Annotated in this window: 14 protein-coding genes; 10 read left to right on the plus strand and 4 right to left on the minus strand. The window is 52.3% G+C overall.

From position 1 onward, the window contains the following. Positions 1-69 precede the first annotated feature (69 nt). From metH to KDM87_RS00085, 4 genes are all read left to right on the plus strand, one after another. Positions 70-3,813, plus strand: coding sequence for a methionine synthase (gene metH / locus KDM87_RS00070; RefSeq protein WP_212677226.1), 3,744 nt, complete (start codon positions 70-72; stop codon positions 3,811-3,813). A gap of 272 nt (positions 3,814-4,085) precedes the next feature. Next, the gene (locus tag KDM87_RS00075; RefSeq protein ID WP_212677227.1) at positions 4,086-5,105 is read left to right on the plus strand and encodes a transporter; all 1,020 of its coding nucleotides are present in this window, start codon (positions 4,086-4,088) and stop codon (positions 5,103-5,105) included. Between the two features lie 252 nt (positions 5,106-5,357). Beyond that, positions 5,358-6,644 (plus strand): HD-GYP domain-containing protein, encoded by a 1,287-nt coding sequence (locus tag KDM87_RS00080; protein ID WP_212677228.1) that lies wholly within the window; start codon positions 5,358-5,360, stop codon positions 6,642-6,644. After that, complete coding sequence (locus tag KDM87_RS00085; protein ID WP_212677229.1) at positions 6,641-9,034, plus strand: sensor domain-containing protein; 2,394 nt, start codon at positions 6,641-6,643, stop codon at positions 9,032-9,034. The genes KDM87_RS00080 and KDM87_RS00085 overlap by 4 nt, the downstream gene beginning before the upstream one ends. A gap of 20 nt (positions 9,035-9,054) precedes the next feature. On the opposite strand, the gene KDM87_RS00090 is transcribed toward KDM87_RS00085, so the two are convergent. Continuing rightward, positions 9,055-9,819, minus strand: coding sequence for a tetratricopeptide repeat protein (locus KDM87_RS00090; RefSeq protein ID WP_212677230.1), 765 nt, complete (start codon positions 9,817-9,819; stop codon positions 9,055-9,057). A 161-nt stretch (positions 9,820-9,980) separates the two neighbouring features. On the opposite strand from KDM87_RS00090, the gene KDM87_RS00095 reads away from it, so the two are divergent. The 4 genes from KDM87_RS00095 to KDM87_RS00110 all read left to right on the plus strand — a co-directional run bounded on the left by KDM87_RS00095 (position 9,981) and on the right by KDM87_RS00110 (position 12,750). Beyond that, positions 9,981-10,877: a methylglyoxal synthase gene (locus KDM87_RS00095; RefSeq protein WP_212677231.1), complete on the plus strand. Its 897-nt coding sequence runs from the start codon at positions 9,981-9,983 to the stop codon at positions 10,875-10,877. Positions 10,878-11,032: 155 nt separating this feature from the next. After that, positions 11,033-11,521, plus strand: coding sequence for a phage regulatory CII family protein (locus KDM87_RS00100; protein ID WP_186884161.1), 489 nt, complete (start codon positions 11,033-11,035; stop codon positions 11,519-11,521). A gap of 60 nt (positions 11,522-11,581) precedes the next feature. Beyond that, positions 11,582-12,154: a chromate transporter gene (locus KDM87_RS00105; protein ID WP_212677232.1), complete on the plus strand. Its 573-nt coding sequence runs from the start codon at positions 11,582-11,584 to the stop codon at positions 12,152-12,154. Beyond that, the gene (locus tag KDM87_RS00110) at positions 12,154-12,750 is read left to right on the plus strand and encodes a chromate transporter (protein WP_230407525.1); all 597 of its coding nucleotides are present in this window, start codon (positions 12,154-12,156) and stop codon (positions 12,748-12,750) included. The genes KDM87_RS00105 and KDM87_RS00110 overlap by 1 nt, the downstream gene beginning before the upstream one ends. On the opposite strand, the gene KDM87_RS00115 is transcribed toward KDM87_RS00110, so the two are convergent. Next, entirely contained in the window at positions 12,747-14,147 is a 1,401-nt protein-coding gene (locus KDM87_RS00115) for a DUF1501 domain-containing protein (protein ID WP_230407526.1), read from the minus strand. The two genes, KDM87_RS00110 and KDM87_RS00115, sit on opposite strands and share 4 nt — an antisense overlap. Before the next feature lie 10 nt (positions 14,148-14,157). Beyond that, complete coding sequence (locus KDM87_RS00120) at positions 14,158-15,867, minus strand: DUF1800 domain-containing protein (protein WP_212677233.1); 1,710 nt, start codon at positions 15,865-15,867, stop codon at positions 14,158-14,160. Positions 15,868-16,191: 324 nt separating this feature from the next. Here KDM87_RS00120 and KDM87_RS17665 point away from each other — a divergent pair, with 324 nt between their 5' ends. Then, positions 16,192-17,052, plus strand: a complete 861-nt coding sequence (locus tag KDM87_RS17665) for a hypothetical protein (RefSeq protein ID WP_230407527.1) — start codon at positions 16,192-16,194, stop codon at positions 17,050-17,052. A 23-nt stretch (positions 17,053-17,075) separates the two neighbouring features. Here KDM87_RS17665 and KDM87_RS00130 read toward each other — a convergent pair whose 3' ends face one another. After that, positions 17,076-17,402 (minus strand): hypothetical protein, encoded by a 327-nt coding sequence (locus KDM87_RS00130; RefSeq protein ID WP_212677234.1) that lies wholly within the window; start codon positions 17,400-17,402, stop codon positions 17,076-17,078. A 173-nt stretch (positions 17,403-17,575) separates the two neighbouring features. Between KDM87_RS00130 and KDM87_RS00135 the strand changes: the two genes are divergently transcribed. Further along, positions 17,576-19,087, plus strand: a complete 1,512-nt coding sequence (locus KDM87_RS00135; RefSeq protein WP_212677235.1) for an aminotransferase-like domain-containing protein — start codon at positions 17,576-17,578, stop codon at positions 19,085-19,087. Positions 19,088-19,136: the final 49 nt, after the last annotated feature.

Genomic DNA, 19,136 nt, shown 5'->3' on the forward strand with positions numbered 1-19,136 from the left:
CTGCGTCGCCATGCCTTGCCGGAACAATGTTGCATCAGTCCTATTGATACGACGATGCGAGTAAAGATCATGACCAGAACCCTGCCTGTTTCCGCCACCGAAACCCGTTTGCGCGAATTGCTGCAACAACGCATCCTGATCCTGGATGGCGCGATGGGCACCATGATCCAGCGTTACAAGCTGACGGAAGAAGATTATCGTGGCGAGCGTTTCAAGGATTTTGCGGTTCCGGGTAAGGAATTATTCGTCAAAGGCAACAATGAATTACTGACCCTGACACAACCGCACATCATTCAGGAAATTCACGAACAATATCTGGCCGCCGGTGCCGATCTGATCGAAACCAATACCTTTGGTGCGACGACCGTCGCACAAGACGATTACCACATGGCGCATCTGGCCTATGAGATGAACGTGCAGGCGGCAAAAATCGCCCGCGCTGCCTGTGATAAATACAGCAGCGCCGACAAACCGCGCTTCGTCGCCGGTGCGCTGGGGCCAACGCCAAAAACCGCCTCGATTTCACCCGATGTGAATGATCCGGCAGCGCGCAATGTCACGTTCGATCAACTGGTGGCTGCCTACCATGAGCAAACCCGTGGTCTGGTAGAAGGCGGCGCCGACGTGCTGCTGGTCGAAACGATTTTCGATACGCTGAATTGCAAAGCGGCGTTGTTCGCGATTGATCAGTATTTTGAAGAAACTGGCAAAACCTTACCAATCATGATTTCCGGTACGGTAACGGATGCATCGGGCCGTATTTTGTCAGGGCAAACCGTACCTGCATTCTGGAATTCCGTGCGTCACGCCAAGCCGCTGACCATCGGTCTGAACTGCGCACTCGGTGCGGCGCTGATGCGGCCGTATGCAGAAGAACTGTCCAAAATCGCCGACACCTTCGTCTGTATTTATCCGAATGCCGGTTTGCCGAATCCTATGAGCGATACCGGTTTTGATGAGCTGCCAGCCGACACTTCCGCCTTGCTGAAAGAATTTGCTGAAGCCGGTTTCATCAACATCGCCGGTGGTTGCTGCGGCACCACGCCGCCGCACATCAAAGCGATTGCCGATATCTTGCAAACCCAGGCGCCACGCGTCGTTCCTGAGATTGCGCCGGCCTGTCGTTTATCTGGTTTAGAGCCTTTCACCATCGATGAACAATCTCTGTTTGTGAATGTCGGTGAACGCACCAATGTCACGGGTTCGAAAGCCTTTGCCCGTTTAATTTTGAACGAGCAATACGATGACGCTTTAGCCGTCGCCCGCCAGCAAGTGGAAAACGGCGCACAAGTCATCGACATCAATATGGATGAAGCGATGCTCGATTCGCTGGCAGCCATGACACGCTTCCTGAATCTGATCGCGTCGGAACCGGATATTGCCCGTGTACCGCTGATGATCGATTCGTCGAAATGGAGTGTGATCGAAGCTGGTTTGAAATGCGTGCAAGGCAAAGCCATCGTCAATTCGATTTCGATGAAAGAAGGCGAAGCAGAATTTCTGCGTCAGGCTAACTTGTGCAAGCGTTATGGCGCAGCGGTGATCGTGATGGCGTTTGATGAAAAAGGCCAGGCAGACACCTATCAACGCAAAATCGAAATCTGCGAACGCGCTTATCGCCTGCTGGTTGATCAACTTGATTTTGATCCGCAGGACATTATTTTCGATCCGAATATTTTCGCGGTCGCCACCGGTATTGAAGAACACAATAACTACGCGGTCGATTTCATTGAAGCGACACGCTGGATACATCAAAACTTACCCGGCGCAAAAATCAGCGGTGGTGTCTCGAATGTGAGTTTCTCTTTCCGTGGCAATGATCCGGCACGCGAAGCGATCCACACCGTCTTCCTGTATCACGCGATTCAGGCTGGTATGACGATGGGTATCGTGAATGCCGGTATGGTCGGCGTGTACAGCGAGCTTGATCCCGAATTGCGTGAACGCGTGGAAGACGTGGTGCTGAACCGTCGGGAAGATGCCACCGAACGCATGATCGAATTTGCAGCGACACTGAAAGCGGGCGGCAAGAAAGAAGAAGCCACACTGGAATGGCGCAGCGAGCCGGTTGAAAAACGCCTCGCGCACGCGATGGTGCATGGCATCACGCAATGGATCGTTGAAGATACCGAAGAAGCGCGCGCCACGATTATGAACAATGGCGGCCGCCCGATACAAGTGATCGAAGGCCCGCTGATGGATGGCATGAATATCGTCGGTGATTTATTCGGTCAGGGCAAAATGTTCCTGCCGCAAGTGGTCAAATCGGCGCGTGTGATGAAGCAGGCGGTCGCTCATCTGGTGCCGTTTATTGAAGAAGAAAAAAAACGCAGCGGCGACAATAAACCGAAAGGCAAGATCGTCATCGCCACCGTCAAAGGCGACGTGCATGACATCGGTAAAAATATCGTTACCGTCGTGCTGCAATGTAATAACTTTGAAGTCGTGAACATGGGTGTGATGGTGCCGTGTTCGGAAATTCTGGCGAAAGCCAAAGCCGAAAACGCCGACATCATCGGTCTCTCCGGTCTGATCACGCCATCACTCGAAGAAATGGCGTATGTCGCAAAAGAGATGCAGCGCGATCCGCATTTCCGCATGATGAAGATTCCGCTGCTGATCGGCGGCGCCACCACCAGCCGCGCGCATACTGCGGTGAAAATTGCACCGAATTATGAAGGCCCGGTCGTGTATGTGCCGGATGCTTCGCGCTCGGTATCGGTCGCGCAATCACTGCTGACGCCGGAAAGCCGTGATCAGTACATTGGTGAGCTGGCGACGGATTACGAACGTATCCGCGTGCAACATGCAAACAAAAAAACCACACCATTGCTGACGCTGGCGCAAGCGCGTGCCAATAAAATGAAGCTCAGTTTTGATGGTGCGAACGCGCCGGTCAAACCAAAATTCATTGGTCGTCGTGTATTTAAAAACGTCGATCTGGCAACGATTGCGCAGTACATCGACTGGGGTCCGTTCTTCCAGACCTGGGATCTGGCCGGCCCGTATCCCGCGATTCTGACCGACAGCGTCGTTGGTGAAGCTGCCAGCAAAGTGTTTGCCGAAGGTCAGGCGATGCTGAAGAAAATCATCGATGGCCGCTGGCTGACAGCGAACGGCGTCGTCTCTTTGCTGCCTGCGAATAGCGTGCATGACGACGACATCGAAATTTATACCGACGACAGCCGCAGCCAGGTCGCATTCACCTATTACGGCACGCGCCAGCAAACTGAGAAGCCGCTGGTCGATGGCATACAGCGTCCGAATCAATGCCTCGCTGATTTCATCGCGCCGAAAGACAGCGGCATAGCGGACTACATCGGCATGTTCGCTGTCACAGCCGGTCTGGGAATCGAAAAATACGAAAAACGTTTTGAAGACGCGCATGACGATTACAGCAGCATCATGCTGAAATCGCTGGCAGACCGTCTGGCCGAAGCCTTCGCTGAATATCTGCACGAACGCATCCGCACCGATCTGTGGGGCTATGCCGCCGATGAAAAACTCAGCAATCAAGAGCTGATCAAAGAATCCTACCAGGGCATACGCCCGGCACCAGGCTATCCGGCCTGCCCGGAACACACGGTTAAAACCGCGATGTTCACGCAAATGCAATGCGAAGAAATCGATATGCATATCACCGAATCATGGGCGATGATTCCGGGTGCCGCGGTCTCCGGTTTCTATTTTGCGCATCCAGAATCCAAATACTTCAGCGTCGGCAAAATCGGCGACGATCAGGTCATGGATATGGCGACACGACGCGGCGTGGCGAAGGAAGAAGTCGAACGCTGGTTAGCACCGAATTTGTAGCCATTTATCAGAAAAATGGGGGGTATATGGCGTTTTATATCAATTCTCAGCGTATTTACTGGCCTTGTAAAAATACTCCCCCCAGTATATTTAGCCACTGGGAAGCACTCTGTGGCCTTTGCATGCGCCTGCTTCCAGTTTCACCGACATAAGTGCGAGGCGTCAGGGATTGTGACGCCCGCATGAAATCTGATCGGCTGCGCAGTAAAAATGTCGGTATCGGTACAGGTGCTGTCTTACAATAGCGGCTCTATCGTTGCGCAGGAAATCAGATGGTGCTGGATAATTTATCGTATGGCTCAGATCAGTCTGGTTTAATCTGCGGCTACCTGTTTTCCCATGGTCAGGCAGGAAAAACGCTGCACACCAACGAAGCGCTGGCCTGGCTGCAAACGACGCGTGCCGCGAATGACAACAGCTTTATCTGGCTGCATTTCAATCTGACCAATGTCGCAGCTGAAAAATGGCTGCATGAACACGTGCAACTGCCGGAAGAATTCTACGAAACCCTGCACGAAGGTTCGCGTTCAACCCGGATTGAACATGCGGATCATAATCTGATTGCCGTCATCAACGATGTGCTGCACGACTTTGCATTTGAAGCATCGGATATTGCCACCTTGTGGCTGAGTGTGACCAATAACATCATGATCAGCGCGCGCCGCAAGCCTTTGCAGTCGGTTGATCGCTTGCGCAATGCCGTCAATCACGGTGAAATTTTCCATTCTCCCAGCGAGTTGCTGACGCACCTGTTACGCGATCAGGCCGATGTGCTGATCGGCATCGTGCGCAATGTCATCAAAAAAATTGATGACATCGAAGACCATTTACTGGCGGATAGGCTGAACAAAAAACGCGCCAATCTGGGTGAAATCCGGCGCGTGCTGGTGCGCCTGCAACGTCTGCTGGCACCGGAACCTGCGGCCTTATTCCGCTTGCTGCAAAAACCGCCGGTATGGCTGGCAGAAAGTGACGTGCAGGAACTACGCCAATCCACGGAGGAGTTTGCGGTCGTGCTGAGCGACATGGCGTCGTTGCAGGAACGTATCAAGCTGTTGCAGGAAGAAATTGCCGCCAGCGAAAATGAACAAAACAACCGCTCGCTGTTTGTGCTGACTGTCGTCACGGTACTGGCCTTGCCTATCAATATGATCGCCGGTCTGCTCGGCATGAATGTCGGCGGCATTCCACTCGCGCAACACGAATACGGCTTCTGGATCGTGGTGGCGATCGTGCTGACATTTACGGTCATTGCCGGCTGGCTGGCGTTCCGCAAACGGGATGGCGATTAAAAAAAACAGCGCTCTTCTGCTACCATACAACACTCTACAGTTGAGTCGTGTATTCGATAACAACATCGACAAAGAATTAAACCCGCACATGTCATTTTTCGGGAAGATTTCAGTTAGTATTGGAAAAAAATAACGTGGTATTTTTTACAAAAAGCTGTTTTCCGTTAAAAATTTCGCTTTTTAAATGATTAAAATTGAAAATACCACGGGGCTATCCCCTTCCATCTTGCCGGTCTTTTGTCAGCAAACGCGATGACTGACATTCATACCCAATTTATCGAACTATCCGAACTGCGGATAGGAATGTACGTCTATCTGGACGTGGGCTGGATGGATCATCCGTTTCCGATCAGCAATTTCAAAATCAGCACGCAGGAACAGATAGAAACGATACGCTCGTTGGGAATAGAGCGCGTCCGTTATGCTCCCGATAAAAGTTCTGCTGCCGATGCAGCCGCGGATAACACACCGCCTGCCGATACCATTGTCTCTAACGTGACAGAAACACCGGCAGAACACGCTTTACGACGACGCCGGGCCTTGCTTGCCAGTCAGGCCGCCAGTCTGCAGGTCTGTGAGCGGCAATTCAATCACGCTGCGCAGACTTTTAAACAAGTTTCCGAGCATGTGCATGCGCAACCGGGGTTGGCGAAGCAACTGGTCGAACAACTGATTCAAGGCTTTCTCGGGCAGATACTCAGCGAAGATGAGGCTGCCATCCGCCTGTTGTCAGAAAAAGCCGGCGAAAAGACTTCTCTGCATTCAATCAACGTCACCGTCATTTCGCTGTTGCTGGGTAAAGCTCTGGATCTGAATAAGACCGACATGCTCAATCTGGGCGTCGGTGCGCTCATGCACGACATCGGTAAAATCGAATTGCCGGACCGGGTGCGCTGGATCGATGAACATTTCAGTGCCCCTGAGAAACTCGCGTATCAGGAACATGTGATGCACAGTGTGAATCTGGCACGCAAAATGGATCTGGCCCCCAACGCTATGCTGTTGATGGCACAGCATCACGAACACCACGACAGCAGCGGCTACCCGAGTCGTATTCCGGGTGAAAAAATGTCGCCATTGAGCCGCATCGTCGCGCTGGTGAATCAGTACGACAATCTGTGCAATCCGGCGAATCCGGCACTGGCGTTGACGCCACATGAAGCCTTGTCGCAGATATTTACCAAATACAAAACCCGCTTCCACGAACTGACGCTGACGACCTTCATCCGCATGATGGGAATATATCCGCCGGGCTCAGTGGTGCAGTTAAGCGATGACAGATATGCGCTGGTGGTATCCGTCAATTCTGCCCGTCCGATCAAACCAAAAATCATTATTCATGATCCGACGATAGACCGCGACGAAGCGCTGGTGATCAACCTCGAACACGAACAGCTACTTTGCATACACCGCAGCCTGAAGCCATTGCAGTTACCCAAGGCCGCATACGACTACCTGTCGCCACGCAAGCGTTTATGTTATTTCTTTGAGCGCGGACTGGAAGCCCGGACAGGCAAGTCAAACGAAGGTCAGCTATGAAATCGCACCAGCTACAGGCGCTGATTGAGGGCATGCTGGAAGCCGTCATTCTGGTCGATCCGATTACCTTACGCATACTGGCAGCCAATCGCACCGTTCATGGATTGTTAAAAGTGCCGGAAGAAAGTCTGCGTGGCAAAGGTATTGTGGAATTGGCTGCGGCGCCTGAAGATATATTTTTCTGGGAAGATGTTGCGGCGGGTTTGTCGGAAAATATTTACTCTGAAACCCTGCTCGAATGCTCCGATAAAACGGTGGTGCAGGTCGAACGCCGGGTCAGTCTGGTCAGAGTTGGGATGGATAACTCCATTTTTGTGGTTGCGGTAAGAGACCGCACCAGCCAGAAACAGACCGAAAATGAACTGGAAAAACTGATCGCCGAATTGCGGGCGACCCTGGAATCCACCGCTGATGGCATCCTCGTCACCGATCTCGACGGTGCTATCCGCAGCTATAACCATTTGTTCGCCGATCTCTGGGGCTTGCCCGATGAACTGATGACGCAGAGAGACGATGCGGCGATTTATGCATGGATGGATAAATGCATGATAGACGCAGATCGTTATACCGAGCGCCTCGGCACGATCAGCCGTTCACCCTTGATGGAAGCCAGTGATGTGCTGGTACTGCGTTCCGGGAAAATTCTGGAACGCGTGACCTTACCGCAATACGCCCGCGGACGCCCTATCGGCAGGGTATATTCGTATCGGGACATTACGCAAAAACTCGCTGATGAAGCGCGCTTGCAACTGGCGGCAAAAGTGTTTGAATCCAGTACGGACGCGATTTTCATCACCGACCGGGATCAACGCATCATCACCACCAACCCCAGTTTTGAACGTCTGAGTGGCTACACCGAAAGCGAAATGCAGCGAAAGACGCCGCGCGATTTTTTTGCAGCTGAAAGTAACGTTGATCTGATTGATCAGTTACTGGCAAAGCTGGAAAAAGAGGGCTGCTGGGAGGGCGAACTCTGGAATCGTCGCAAAAACGGACATGCCTATCTGTGCATGATCACACTGGTCAAAGTACAGGACGATCACAACAAAACTTTGCACTACATCGGCTTTTTTAAAGACAGAACAGAAACGCACGTCGCCAAACAAAAAATCGAGGAACTCGCCTTTTCCGATGCGCTGACAGGCTTGCCGAATCGTCTGCTGTTATCCGAGCGGATCAAACAATCGATTATGATTTCAGGACGGGACAACAGCAATTTTGCCGTACTGTTTCTGGATCTGGATCACTTCAAACAAATCAATGACTCACTCGGACATCAATTCGGCGACCGGGTGCTGCTGGAAGTAACTGAACGCCTTAAAAAGTGTATACGTCAGGTCGATACCGCCGCCCGTCTCGGTGGCGATGAATTTGTGTTATTGCTGCATGAGGCCGATGCAGCCGGCGCTGAAGTCTGTGCACAGCGCGTGCTGGAAGAATTATCCGTACCGATCAATCTGGAGGGAATGAGCTTTACCGTGACCTCCAGTATCGGTATTGCGCTGTTCCCTGATGACGGCACTAACATGGATGATCTGATCAAAAATGCCGACAGCGCGATGTATCACGTCAAGGAACGTGGACGCTCGGATTTCCGCTTCTATCAGCGCCAGATGAACATCGGTTTGTTATCGCGGATGAAGCTCGATCACGCCATGCGTCAGGCACTGGAACATCATCGCTTCCGTTTGCATTACCAGCCGCAGATCAATCTGAGTACCGGTGAAATCTTTGGTGTTGAAGCCTTATTGCGCTGGAATGATAAAGATCTCGGCGAAATCGGCCCGGCACAGTTTATTCCGATTGCCGAAGAAACCGGCGTCATTGTTCCTATCGGTAACTGGGTCATGCAAACGGCGATCAGTCAGGCCGCACAATGGAATCGCGCTGGTTATTCGCTGCGGATGGGTTTCAATGTCTCCGCACTGCAATTTCAACAGGCGAATTTCGTTGAATCGATTGCAGCGACGCTGGAAGAACATCAGCTAAGCCCAGATAAAATTGAATTGGAACTGACTGAATCCGTGCTGATCCGCGACGTCGAAGAGAATTTAAAGAAACTGGAATCGCTGGCAAAACTAGGCGTGAAATTATCGATTGATGATTTCGGAACCGGCTACTCCAGCCTCAGTTATCTGAAGCGTTTTCCAATTCATAAATTGAAAATTGACCGTTCTTTCATCGATGAATTACCAACTGACGAGAGTGATGTCGCAATTGTGACGGCGATTATTCATCTGGCCCATGCAATGAAGCTGCAAGTCATTGCCGAAGGCGTAGAAACTGAGGAACAGAAAAATTTTCTACTGAATATGCACTGCGATGAATTTCAGGGCTATCTGTTTTCACCAGCGATATCTGCCAGTGAATTTGAAGAAAAATTTCTGTAAGCAATACAGGATTTAAAAATTCAGGATTTGAATTGCCAGTGACGGCTATCTTCCTGAATGGTGGCAATTTGTTCGGCTGTCAGCCCGGTATTCACCAGATCCCGGCTATCGATCGCTTTACTGCCGACATTGATGCTGGCCTTGAGTAAATACTGATATGCCAGCAGAATATCTTTGGGCACACCAGCGCCATACAAATACTGACGACCCAGTTCAAATTCAGCGGACGATAATTCCTGAACAGCGGCAAGTTTGAGCCACGATGCCGCCTGCTTTTCATCTTTCGGCACCCCCCACCCATTGAGATACAACATCGCCAGGTGATACTGTGCGCTCGCATTGCCCTGCTCGGCAGCATCCTGATACCAGGCCGCAGCTTCGCTGTAACTATGCGGCACCAGTGTTCCGGATTCATGTAACGAGCCCAATACTAACTGAGCCGCAGCAAAATCCTGCTCGGCAGCCTGATACAAAAGATCCACCGCCTGCTGCATTTCTTCTGCATTAGTATGACTGGATAAGTACAGCAGACCGAGATTGGTCTGCGCACCGGGATGCCCCTGTTCGGCTGCGCGCTTCAGCCAGAAGCGGGCCTCGTCCACATTCTTATAGCCAAAGTCGCCATTCAGATACGACAACGCCAGAGTATTTTGTGCCTGCATATCGCCGAGTACAGCCCAACGCTGAACCTGTAGTTCATCGTCGTCAAAATCATCATCGCCTGATGCCGTCGCACACGAAGACATGATCGCGAGCGCGCAAAACAAATGTCGCCACTTTTTCATGATTTTCTTCCACTATTGTCGGTAATCGTGATGTTACGTCTTGACCTGATGGAAACATATTTCGCTTCTGTCGATTAAGGTAACAAAATGTAGTCATCCTTGATGACGTGTTCCTGTGCCGGAGTTACACTGGTGGTCTGCCCTTAAGAAAAGGATGAACCGTGAGCTTTACCGTCGCTAAAAAATTGCGTATTGGCCTGATTGCAAACCGCTCTCATCAGGATGCGCAGGATTCCGCCTTAGTTCAACTGCTGCGCGGTTCACGTCAGGCTATCACATTCCTGCAACCGGAGTTTGTCGTCGTCGGCAGAACGCTGGATGCGATGGTGATGCATGGTCTGCTGGATATTTGCCAGCATGTTGAACGTTTTCCCTATGGTCGTGACGGCGGTCTGATGAAGCTGGTCTCACGCGTAGTTGACAGTGATCCGGCTAAAGCGGTGGATGCGGTGATTTATCTGATTGACCCGGTCGATCCATCGTCTGTTTTTCCCGAGGCCGTTGCATTAAAACGGCAATGTGTGATTCACAGGAAGCCATTTCTGGCCACGCTCGCCGGTGCCCGCGAATGGCTGGAACTAGAGGCGACCATCAATGGCGCGCCCGCCGACCCCGCGCTCAACGCCAGCTTTGCATTGAACAACGAAGGTATTGCGCTGATTGCGCACGACGCCATGAAAGAAAAAATGCTGGCACTGGCAGAAAAACATTTCAGCGTGCTGGATAAGTTTGCCTACCGCTATGCAACCGGCACCACTGGCGGTCTGCTGAATCAGTTAGCGAAAAAAATCAAAGGTGAAGCGGCGGGATGTGACTGGGTTCAGCCCTTTCTTTCCGGCCCGCTGGGTGGCGATGCCCAATTGGCGGAACTAGTGCTCGACAGAAAAATACGGCGCATCCTGTTTCTGGAAGACCCGCATGTCGCCCGTCAGCATGAAGCCGATATCCAGTTACTCGAACGTGCCGCCCGCACCGTGACCGATTTCGCGCAGGTCTTCAGCGAAGTGGAAGGTGCCGATCGCTGGCTGACCTTCCTCAGTGAGCGTTCCTCCCTGTGAGCGATGAAAGAGGCCGCCACCGATATTTCCTGCGGTGGGCAACACCTTGATTGCAACTGATTGATAAGCAGATATTGAATCAGTACAATCGCGTACCACTATGCTGCGCCATACGGCCTGGTCACGATCAATCTCCCGGTAATCAAGGACGCACGATGACACGTAAATATTCAGATATGAACCAGCACGATGCACTGTATAAAGTGGCGCGTGCATATCCGGGTGGGCTGGAAGCGCTGGCGCTGCGCATGGATATTTCCGTCAACGTGCTCAGGAACAAACTGGCGCCGGGCATAGACTCGCACTATCCTTCGTTTGAAGAACTGTCGATCATCATCGAACACTGTCATAACGCCGGGGTGAAAGAAGCGCATCTGCCATTGCATGCCTTGCTCGGACGCCACGGCATGGCCGCATTTGTCGTACCGGAACCGGATGAAGTGTTGAAAGATGATCTGTCACAAACAGTGTGCCGCGTCATGAGTCAGGTTGGCGATGTGGCAGAAGCCGTCTCCACGGCGCTGCTAGATGGCGTCATCACCGATGCCGAAGCTGATCTGATTGAGCGCGAATTTCAGGGAGCGTTAACCGCGCTTGGTGAATGGCGCGCCCGCATCCGCGCCCACCGCAAGTCTCAGGAGTGAGTCTCTGCGTTCGCTGCAGCTCTGTTTTACAATAGTGCTCCTGCTGACATTTCCAATACCATGTCCACCGAGCCTCAACCTGCACGTGCACGTCCAACATCTTTAGCAGACATCTTCTTTTCGTTCACCGTGCTGGCGTTGCAGGGCTTTGGCGGCGTTGTCGCGATCGTGCAAAGAGAAATGGTGGAACGCAAACGCTGGCTGACCAACGAAGAATTTGTGGAGGACTGGGCGGTTGCGCAAATCATGCCCGGCCCGAACGTCCTCAATCTTTGTCTGATGATAGGCAATCGCTACTTTGGCCTGCCGGGGGCATTAATGGCGCTGGCCGGCTTATTGATTATTCCCTTGATCATCGTGTTGCTGATGGCCGTGGCATACGCTCAGTTCGCACAACACCCCGGCGTCGCAGGTGCCTTGCGCGGCATGAGTGCCGTCACCTCAGGGCTGATTTTTGCGACCGGTCTGAAACTCGTTCCTGCACTTCACAATCACCCGCTGACCCGGCGTCTGGCCTTGTTGTTCAGTGCGCTGTGTTTTGTCTGCGTTGCCCTTCTTAAACTCCCACTGGTTTATGTATTGCTGGGGCTGGGTGCCATCAGCTGGGCGCTGGTATTCAGGAAGCTGAAATAATGAGCGAAGCAATCCATCCGGTGTTACACATCAGCATGAATTGGGGCGACTGGTTTCATCTGTGGCTGCATTATCTGATGCTGTCCTTGCTGTCGATCGGCGGCGCAGTATCAACACTGCCGGATATGCACCGTTATCTGGTCGATCAGCAACACTGGCTTACGGATGCGCAATTCAATGCCTCGATCGCAATTGCACAAGCCGCACCAGGGCCGAATGTCTTGTTTATTGCTCTGATGGGTTGGAATGTCGGCCTCAACAGCGGCAGCATGTGGGCCGGCTTACTCGGTGTGCTGATGACGATGTCCGGCATCCTGCTACCAAGTACCACGCTCACGTATATGGCTGCCCGCTGGGGTCATGAAAACCGCGATCTGCTCGGTGTGCGCAGTTTTAAACTCGCAATGACGCCTATCGTGATCGGCCTGCTGCTTGCAACAGGTTGGATCATGGCGAGTTCACACAATATTGTGGCGCGTGACTGGCCACTGTGGCTGCTCTCCGCAGCATGTGCCTTCATGGTCTGGCGCACCAGCCTGCATTTGTTGTGGCTGCTGGCAGCGGGTGCGCTTTTGGGTTGGTTCGGGCTGGTTTAAACAAAGCCCAGAGTACGGTTGCTGACGTTGTAATTCGCCAGATTCGGTAACAACATCAGTAAATTACTGTCGGATACACCCAGCCATTTCCCCAATGTTGCGGCGTACTGATCTACCGAAGTGGTCGGCAATAAACGTCCCTGACCGACATCGTCAGGACCATTCGACGCAACGACGGGCGGTGTGCCGAAATAACGCTGACCGTTCACCGCGCCACCCATCACAAAATGCATGCTGCCCCAGCCATGATCTGAACCGTCATTGTTACCACTGAGCGTACGGCCAAAATCAGATGCGGTGAATGTCGTTACCCTATCCGCCACGCCTAACTCCACTGTTGCGTTATAAAACGCAGCCATGCCATCTGCCAGCGTTTTCATCAGACCGGGATGATTCGCCACCAGACCGTCATGCGTATCAAAACCGCCCATAGAAACAAAAAACACCTGACGTTTCGCACCAAGCGTCGTCGCGCTGGAAATCATACGAGCCACTAATTTCAGTTGATCACCCAGACTGTTTTTCGTCGGGAAAGGTGTATTCAGTACAGGTGTGCTGGCCAAAGCCGAAGACAAAATGACGTTCGCATCAATTGCCCGTTTCGTCACGCGGTTATATTCATTTTCAAATAAATGTGTGCGGCTTTGGGTGATTAAATTTTGTAAGGCAGCAGAGCATTCTTTTGAGCCAAACATCGAAGTCTGCAAGGCCGATAACGGCACGGATCCGCTGGTTGATACCTGATACTGCACCGCTGTATTTCCGGATAAATACACCGCGTTTCCGGAGACGTTGATACAGGTAAAGGTGGAATTAGTATTCGCAGCCTGAAACAAATCTCCCATACGACCGCCCCAGCCGGTACGTGCGCCTTCCGCAGAACTCGACTGCCAGACAGATTGCTGATCGTTATGCGAAAACAGTTTCGGTGGTAAAGGTACGCTCTTGTTTGTGTACTGCAATTTAGTGGTCGGTTGTACCAATGTACCCGCATTCAGGATCACGCCCAATTTACCGGCATTGAAGATCGGCATCAGCGGTGCCAGATTCGGTGCCAGCGCATACTGATGGCTGGCACCGGCGCTGTCTTTCGGGTCATTGAGCGAGGTCAGCGCCGTCGCGGTCAGCGCATCCCGCGCATACGCCAGAGTCGGGCGTAAGCTTGAATACGCATTGTAGGAGCTGGTATCGTAAGGCACCAAGGTATTGCCGTAATCGTTACCGCCGTATAAAAATACGCAGACGATGGCTTTGTAATCCGTTGCCGTGGCCGCAGCAGCCTCAGACATCGCCGCCAGATTTAGGGCCCAAGGTGTCGCCACACCGGCCACCGATAAAGCGGAGGCGCGCTGTAAAAATGCCCGGCGGGATGCATTCATCCTGGTTTGATCGGTCATGATGAATTCCTTATTTGATAACAACAAATTCTGGTGCAGCCAGAACCAGGGTCAGTGCGGCATAAATGCGATTATTTTTGCGCGCATCCGTCCCTGTCGGCATAGTGTTAACCGCGCTGGCAATGCTGTTCAGCGTTTCATCGCTGATTTGCCCTGCTGCCAGCACAATATTGATTTCTTTCAGCAGCGCCGATGCGTTTTCAGCTAAGGGCAGCAAGCTGCTGTAATCGGGGATTAAATCGGTGTTACCAAGACTGACCAGGCGCTGCATAAAATTCACATAGCCCACCACAGTTGATTCATTGGTAATCTGAAATTCCGGCGCGACCAGAGATGCCGCGCCTATCGCGCTATTCGGCGGTAAGTAGCCGGGACGGAAAAAATTAAAGACCGATGAAGAACGCGAAGGACTTTGCCCAAGCCGGGTCGCCGGGTCACTGGTATTACCGATACTCCAGTTACCACTGACTGACGATAACTTATATGCCCGTGCCCATGCCAGCAGGCGCAACACCGGTTCGCGCAATTTGCCGGATTGCGGATTACTGAGATTCGCTGCGTTGCGCGCTTCATCATCCAGCAACAAAGCTTTGACCACAGCACCCAGATTGCCTTTCACTCCTTTGCCATCATTCATGAAGACACTCGCAACACGCTGCACATAAGCTGGCGTCGGGTTGCTGGTCACCAGTCGCTGTATCAGCTGACGGCAAATAAATGGGGCAACATTCGGATGCGCAAAAATAATATCCAAGGCCGCTTTTAAACTTTGCGCCCCGTTTAAACCGGCAGGTACTGTTGCTCCCAGAAATGTCGAAGCACCTGTTTCGTGGCGACTATCGACCTGCGTCATCGGACGCCGTAAAAAATCGGGCGTGTCGGTTTTGCTAGTGGATAAATCGAAATCCCAGCCAGTAAAAATTCTGGCAAGACCGGTGATGTCATCAAGGGTATACGTTTCCTGCTGCACGCCATTCACGGTCAGCGGCGTTCCATCTGGATTGAGCTTTAGCAGTCCGATAGAAAACAATTGCATCAGTTCACGGGCGTAATTTTCATCAGGTAAGGCACCGGTTTTGGCGTTGTATTTGGTGTTGCCACGATAGGTCAGGTATTGTCCCATCGCCGCGCTGGTAGAGACGTTCTCCAGCAAAGTACGGAAATTGCCAAAACATTGCGCTTCCAGCAAATCCAGAAACTGGGCCGCAGAAAATGCCTGCCAGCCAGCGCCCACCAGACCATCAATGCCGACCACGATGATTTCTGACAAAGCCAACGTGACGCGCTGACGTAATGTATCGGGCGCGTTAATCAGCTTGTACCAGACCACAGAATCAAAACCGTTCTGGGTAAAAATATTCGCTGCCGCATTAAAGCCTTTGGCCACCAGCCAGTCCCAGCGGGTCTGGGAAGGCACCATCGCTATCTGCTCATCAATCCACGCCGCATAGCCTATCGCGCTGACGCGGGCAATCTGTTCGCGGGTCGCACCGGTCGACGCCTGTGCCAAAAACCGCGATGCCTGAATTTCGGTGACGGGTGGAGCATTGATAACGGGAGCGGTGCTGCCAGTGCCCCCCGTGCTTCCGCCGCCACCGCCACAGGCGCTCAACAGGGTGGCCGATGCCAGCACCGCAGCAGGTAAGCCCACGCCGGAATTTTCATGCAGGCGGGAAGGATCATCCCCGAGAACGATCTCATCTTCAGTTTGAACCAGCATGTATTTCTCCTTCTGTATGCATGCGATGCCAGACACCGTTGGCGAATCCGGAACAGCATAGAAGACAGCCGCTGGATTCGCATACTGAATTTGTATGCGCTCTTCACAAAATGAACGCATAAAACCGCTACAAAAGCAGCGATTTCATAGGAGAATAGCGCAGTCGCTGAAAACCACGACATTAATTCTTGTTACATATTCGTTTCCGAAAACAACTTCATGTAGAGGATGCCTGCTACCAAATCATCAATCTTTGTTACAGTCCGTGCCACAGATTAAGGTATCCTTGCCAACCTGCCATCCAGAAATTCTTGACCGCCATCCATGAAGTTGAGTATCGAAGCACCAGAAAATGACCTTGCCAAGTCTGGCGAAATTCATCTGCATATCCGGTTTCGACCCGCCAATTTCGTAGGTATCGTGATTGTTTTAATCATTCACGCCTTGCTGCTGTACTTCTTACTGAATATGCATCCGGTCAAGAAAAAGAAGCAGGGCGATGACGCCGCCTCACAAAACGCCATCGTTCTGATGCTGGATAAGGCAACCGTCGCAAAAATGGCGGCGCCTGAGCCCAAAAAGCCAGTTGCCAAACCTGTAGTCATTCCGCGACCGAAAAAATCCATCGTCTCACCGGTAACGCCGCCGGTAGCACCGGTTCCGATGGCGCAAACAACTGTCACCCAGCCCACGCCCATCGTTCAGGCACCACCTGAGCAAGATATGATGAGTATGCTGAATGCTGCGCGTGAACGACGCCGTGCACAGGAACAGTCCAGTCAGGAAAATGCGGCAAATCAGCCGGGACGCGGCATGAGCCCACAAGAAGTCGCCGAAGCCAATGTCCGTCGCAGTATGCAGCAAGCAAATGGCCGCGAAGGTACTGGCGGGGTATTCCAGATCACGAGCAAAAGCTTACGCATGGCGACCTTCACTTTCCGCGGCTGGAAGCCAGACAGACAAAACAGCTTCAAGAAGACGATAGAAGTGGATGCAGGTCTTGGCGGCGACATTGAGATCGCCATCATCCGCCGCATGATTGTGTTAATCCGTGAGGAATATCAGGGCGATTTCAGTTGGGAGTCACATCGCCTTGGCCGGGTCGTCACCTTGTCAGCCAGACCGCAGGACACCGCAGAGCTGGAAAATTTTATGATGAAAGAGTTTTTCGGCAGCGGCCGTTAAACCCTACAGACACCGTTGCGCGATCAACCTGGTACACGCCTGCGCAAACTGCGGTGCCACTGGCGAAGAACAAAGGTTTTGAGTGCACGCCAGAATCGAACAACCATACTGGGCTCTGGTAATTGTGTCAGAATCTCGCTGCGCTGCCGGGCCGATATCTGTATCCACCCGCTATGTTCAACAGCATAGACAGCACCTTCCGGCATGTAAATTTGCGTTGTGTAAGCATAGGCATCAACACCGGATGAGGGAATCCGAATAACGACCTGTCCCACACTTAAGTGCAATAAAGTACCGGCAGTAACATATACCTGATACGACTGCGCGGATTGCAAGGTAGTGATATGCATGCTGAGCTCTCATCTGAAGATATGCACACAGAATAGGTCAGCGCCAATATCCGTAACAGACACAAAAACACACAGACTGCATCGGTGCAAACCATAATTCCGGCATCTGTTATTGTGTCTATTCACGCTAACTGTATCTGTTCATCCTGTATGGCGGAGAGGATCATCGTCGTATGCCCAAACACAGCACATTTCAACTGTACAACCCGAATCACGAGCATGATTTGCCTCTGCCTCTATACCGACGGCTGGCCAATCATTATTTATCGGCGATCAAGGCGGGAACGCTGGTGGTTGGCGATCGTATGCCGTCTGTACGCAAGCTGATGCAATTGCATACGGTGAGCTTATCGACCGCTTTACAGATGTGCCGCCAGCTGGAAACCGAGGGATGGCTGGAAGCGCGCCCACGCTCGGGTTATTTTGTGCGTCAGCCAAGGCGCATTAATCTGGTGCCGGCAACTGAGCCCCCCGTCAATGCGCCGATTGACCCGGCGCAGTTCGTCGGTATTCACGAACGAGTGTCAGCCATCATCGCTCAGGGGCAGCGTCCGGTGAACATCAATTTCGCCAGAGCCAACGGTGAGCCGGATATGTATCCACAGGAAGAGTTAAAAAATCTGGCCATACGCTTGCTGCGACAGCGGCCGCAATTACTAACCAAAGCGATCTCGCCGGGTGGTAATAAGGAGCTGAAAGCAGCATTGGCAAAGCGTGCGCTGGGCATAGGCATGAGCATCAAGCCCGATGATGTCGTTGTTACTATGGGTTGTATCGAGGCTTTAAATCTGGCCTTACGCGCAGTGGCGCAAGCCGGTGACATCATCGCGGTAGAGTCGCCGACGTTTTATGGTCTGCTGCAAGTGCTCGAAAGTCTGGGCATGAAGGCGCTGGAAATTCCGACCAGCCCGCAAACCGGGATCTCAATAGAGGCGCTGGAGTTGGCAATGCGAACCTACGACAATATTAAAGCCGTCGTTGTCGTGCCGCATTTGCAAAATCCTTTGGGCAGCATCATGCCGGATAGCCATAAACAAAGACTGGTGGCTCTGTGCGAAACGCAGCAGATTCCCTTGATTGAAGATGATTCGTACAGCGCCTTAGTGAATGCCGACGCGACACCGGTCAGCGCCAAACACTGGGATAAAACTGGCAATGTGATTTATTGTGCTTCGCTGCATAAAATTCTGGCACCGGGCTTGCGCGTCGGCTGGATGGTTGCCGGACGCTGGCACGCCAGAATCAGCATGCTGAAATATGCCCAAACCCGGTATAACGAAGAATGGTCGCAAATCGTGCTGGCCGAATTTATCAACTCCAGCGCCTACGACCGCCACCTGCGGCGGCTGCGCCATAGTCTGACGCAGCAACGCGAGCGCACCGCAGAAGCCATTGCCGCCTATTTTCCTGCCGGTACGCGCCTGACGATACCGGATGGCGGGGTGTCACTCTGGATAGAAATGCCGCATCAGCTTTCGTCGCAAGCCGTGTTTGAGGCCGCGTTAGAACAGGGGATATTAGTGTCGCCCGGCTTACTGTATTCAAACTCGAACCGGTTTGATCATTTTCTGCGTTTAAATTGCGGCAAGCATTTCACGCCGGAATTGGATAATGCGCTGCGCCAGCTGGGACACATCATCACGGCCATGGCACAACAACGTCAGCAACGGCACATCGCTGCTTAACATCATCCGGCCTGAAAATCTGCTCAGGATTCAGCGCCGGTTTTCTGCT

This window comes from Cognatundibacterium rivi, from assembly GCF_018139565.1.
Classification (GTDB): Bacteria; Pseudomonadota; Gammaproteobacteria; order Burkholderiales; family Burkholderiaceae_D; genus Undibacterium; species Undibacterium rivi.

Bases quoted from the DNA above. Each gene is read 5' to 3' on its own strand.
- KDM87_RS17665 (WP_230407527.1), top strand. From the start codon at position 16,192: ATGAAGTTGAGTATCGAAGCACCAGAAAATGACCTTGCCAAGTCTGGC.
- KDM87_RS00100 (WP_186884161.1), top strand. From the start codon at position 11,033: ATGACACGTAAATATTCAGATATGAACCAGCACGATGCACTGTATAAA.
- KDM87_RS00115 (WP_230407526.1), bottom strand. From the start codon at position 14,147: ATGACCGATCAAACCAGGATGAATGCATCCCGCCGGGCATTTTTACAG.
- KDM87_RS00135 (WP_212677235.1), top strand. From the start codon at position 17,576: ATGCCCAAACACAGCACATTTCAACTGTACAACCCGAATCACGAGCAT.
- KDM87_RS00105 (WP_212677232.1), top strand. From the start codon at position 11,582: ATGTCCACCGAGCCTCAACCTGCACGTGCACGTCCAACATCTTTAGCA.
- KDM87_RS00075 (WP_212677227.1), top strand. From the start codon at position 4,086: ATGGTGCTGGATAATTTATCGTATGGCTCAGATCAGTCTGGTTTAATC.
- KDM87_RS00120 (WP_212677233.1), bottom strand. From the start codon at position 15,867: ATGCTGGTTCAAACTGAAGATGAGATCGTTCTCGGGGATGATCCTTCC.
- KDM87_RS00110 (WP_230407525.1), top strand. From the start codon at position 12,154: ATGAGCGAAGCAATCCATCCGGTGTTACACATCAGCATGAATTGGGGC.
- KDM87_RS00085 (WP_212677229.1), top strand. From the start codon at position 6,641: ATGAAATCGCACCAGCTACAGGCGCTGATTGAGGGCATGCTGGAAGCC.
- KDM87_RS00090 (WP_212677230.1), bottom strand. From the start codon at position 9,819: ATGAAAAAGTGGCGACATTTGTTTTGCGCGCTCGCGATCATGTCTTCG.
- KDM87_RS00080 (WP_212677228.1), top strand. From the start codon at position 5,358: ATGACTGACATTCATACCCAATTTATCGAACTATCCGAACTGCGGATA.
- KDM87_RS00130 (WP_212677234.1), bottom strand. From the start codon at position 17,402: ATGCATATCACTACCTTGCAATCCGCGCAGTCGTATCAGGTATATGTT.
- metH (WP_212677226.1), top strand. From the start codon at position 70: ATGACCAGAACCCTGCCTGTTTCCGCCACCGAAACCCGTTTGCGCGAA.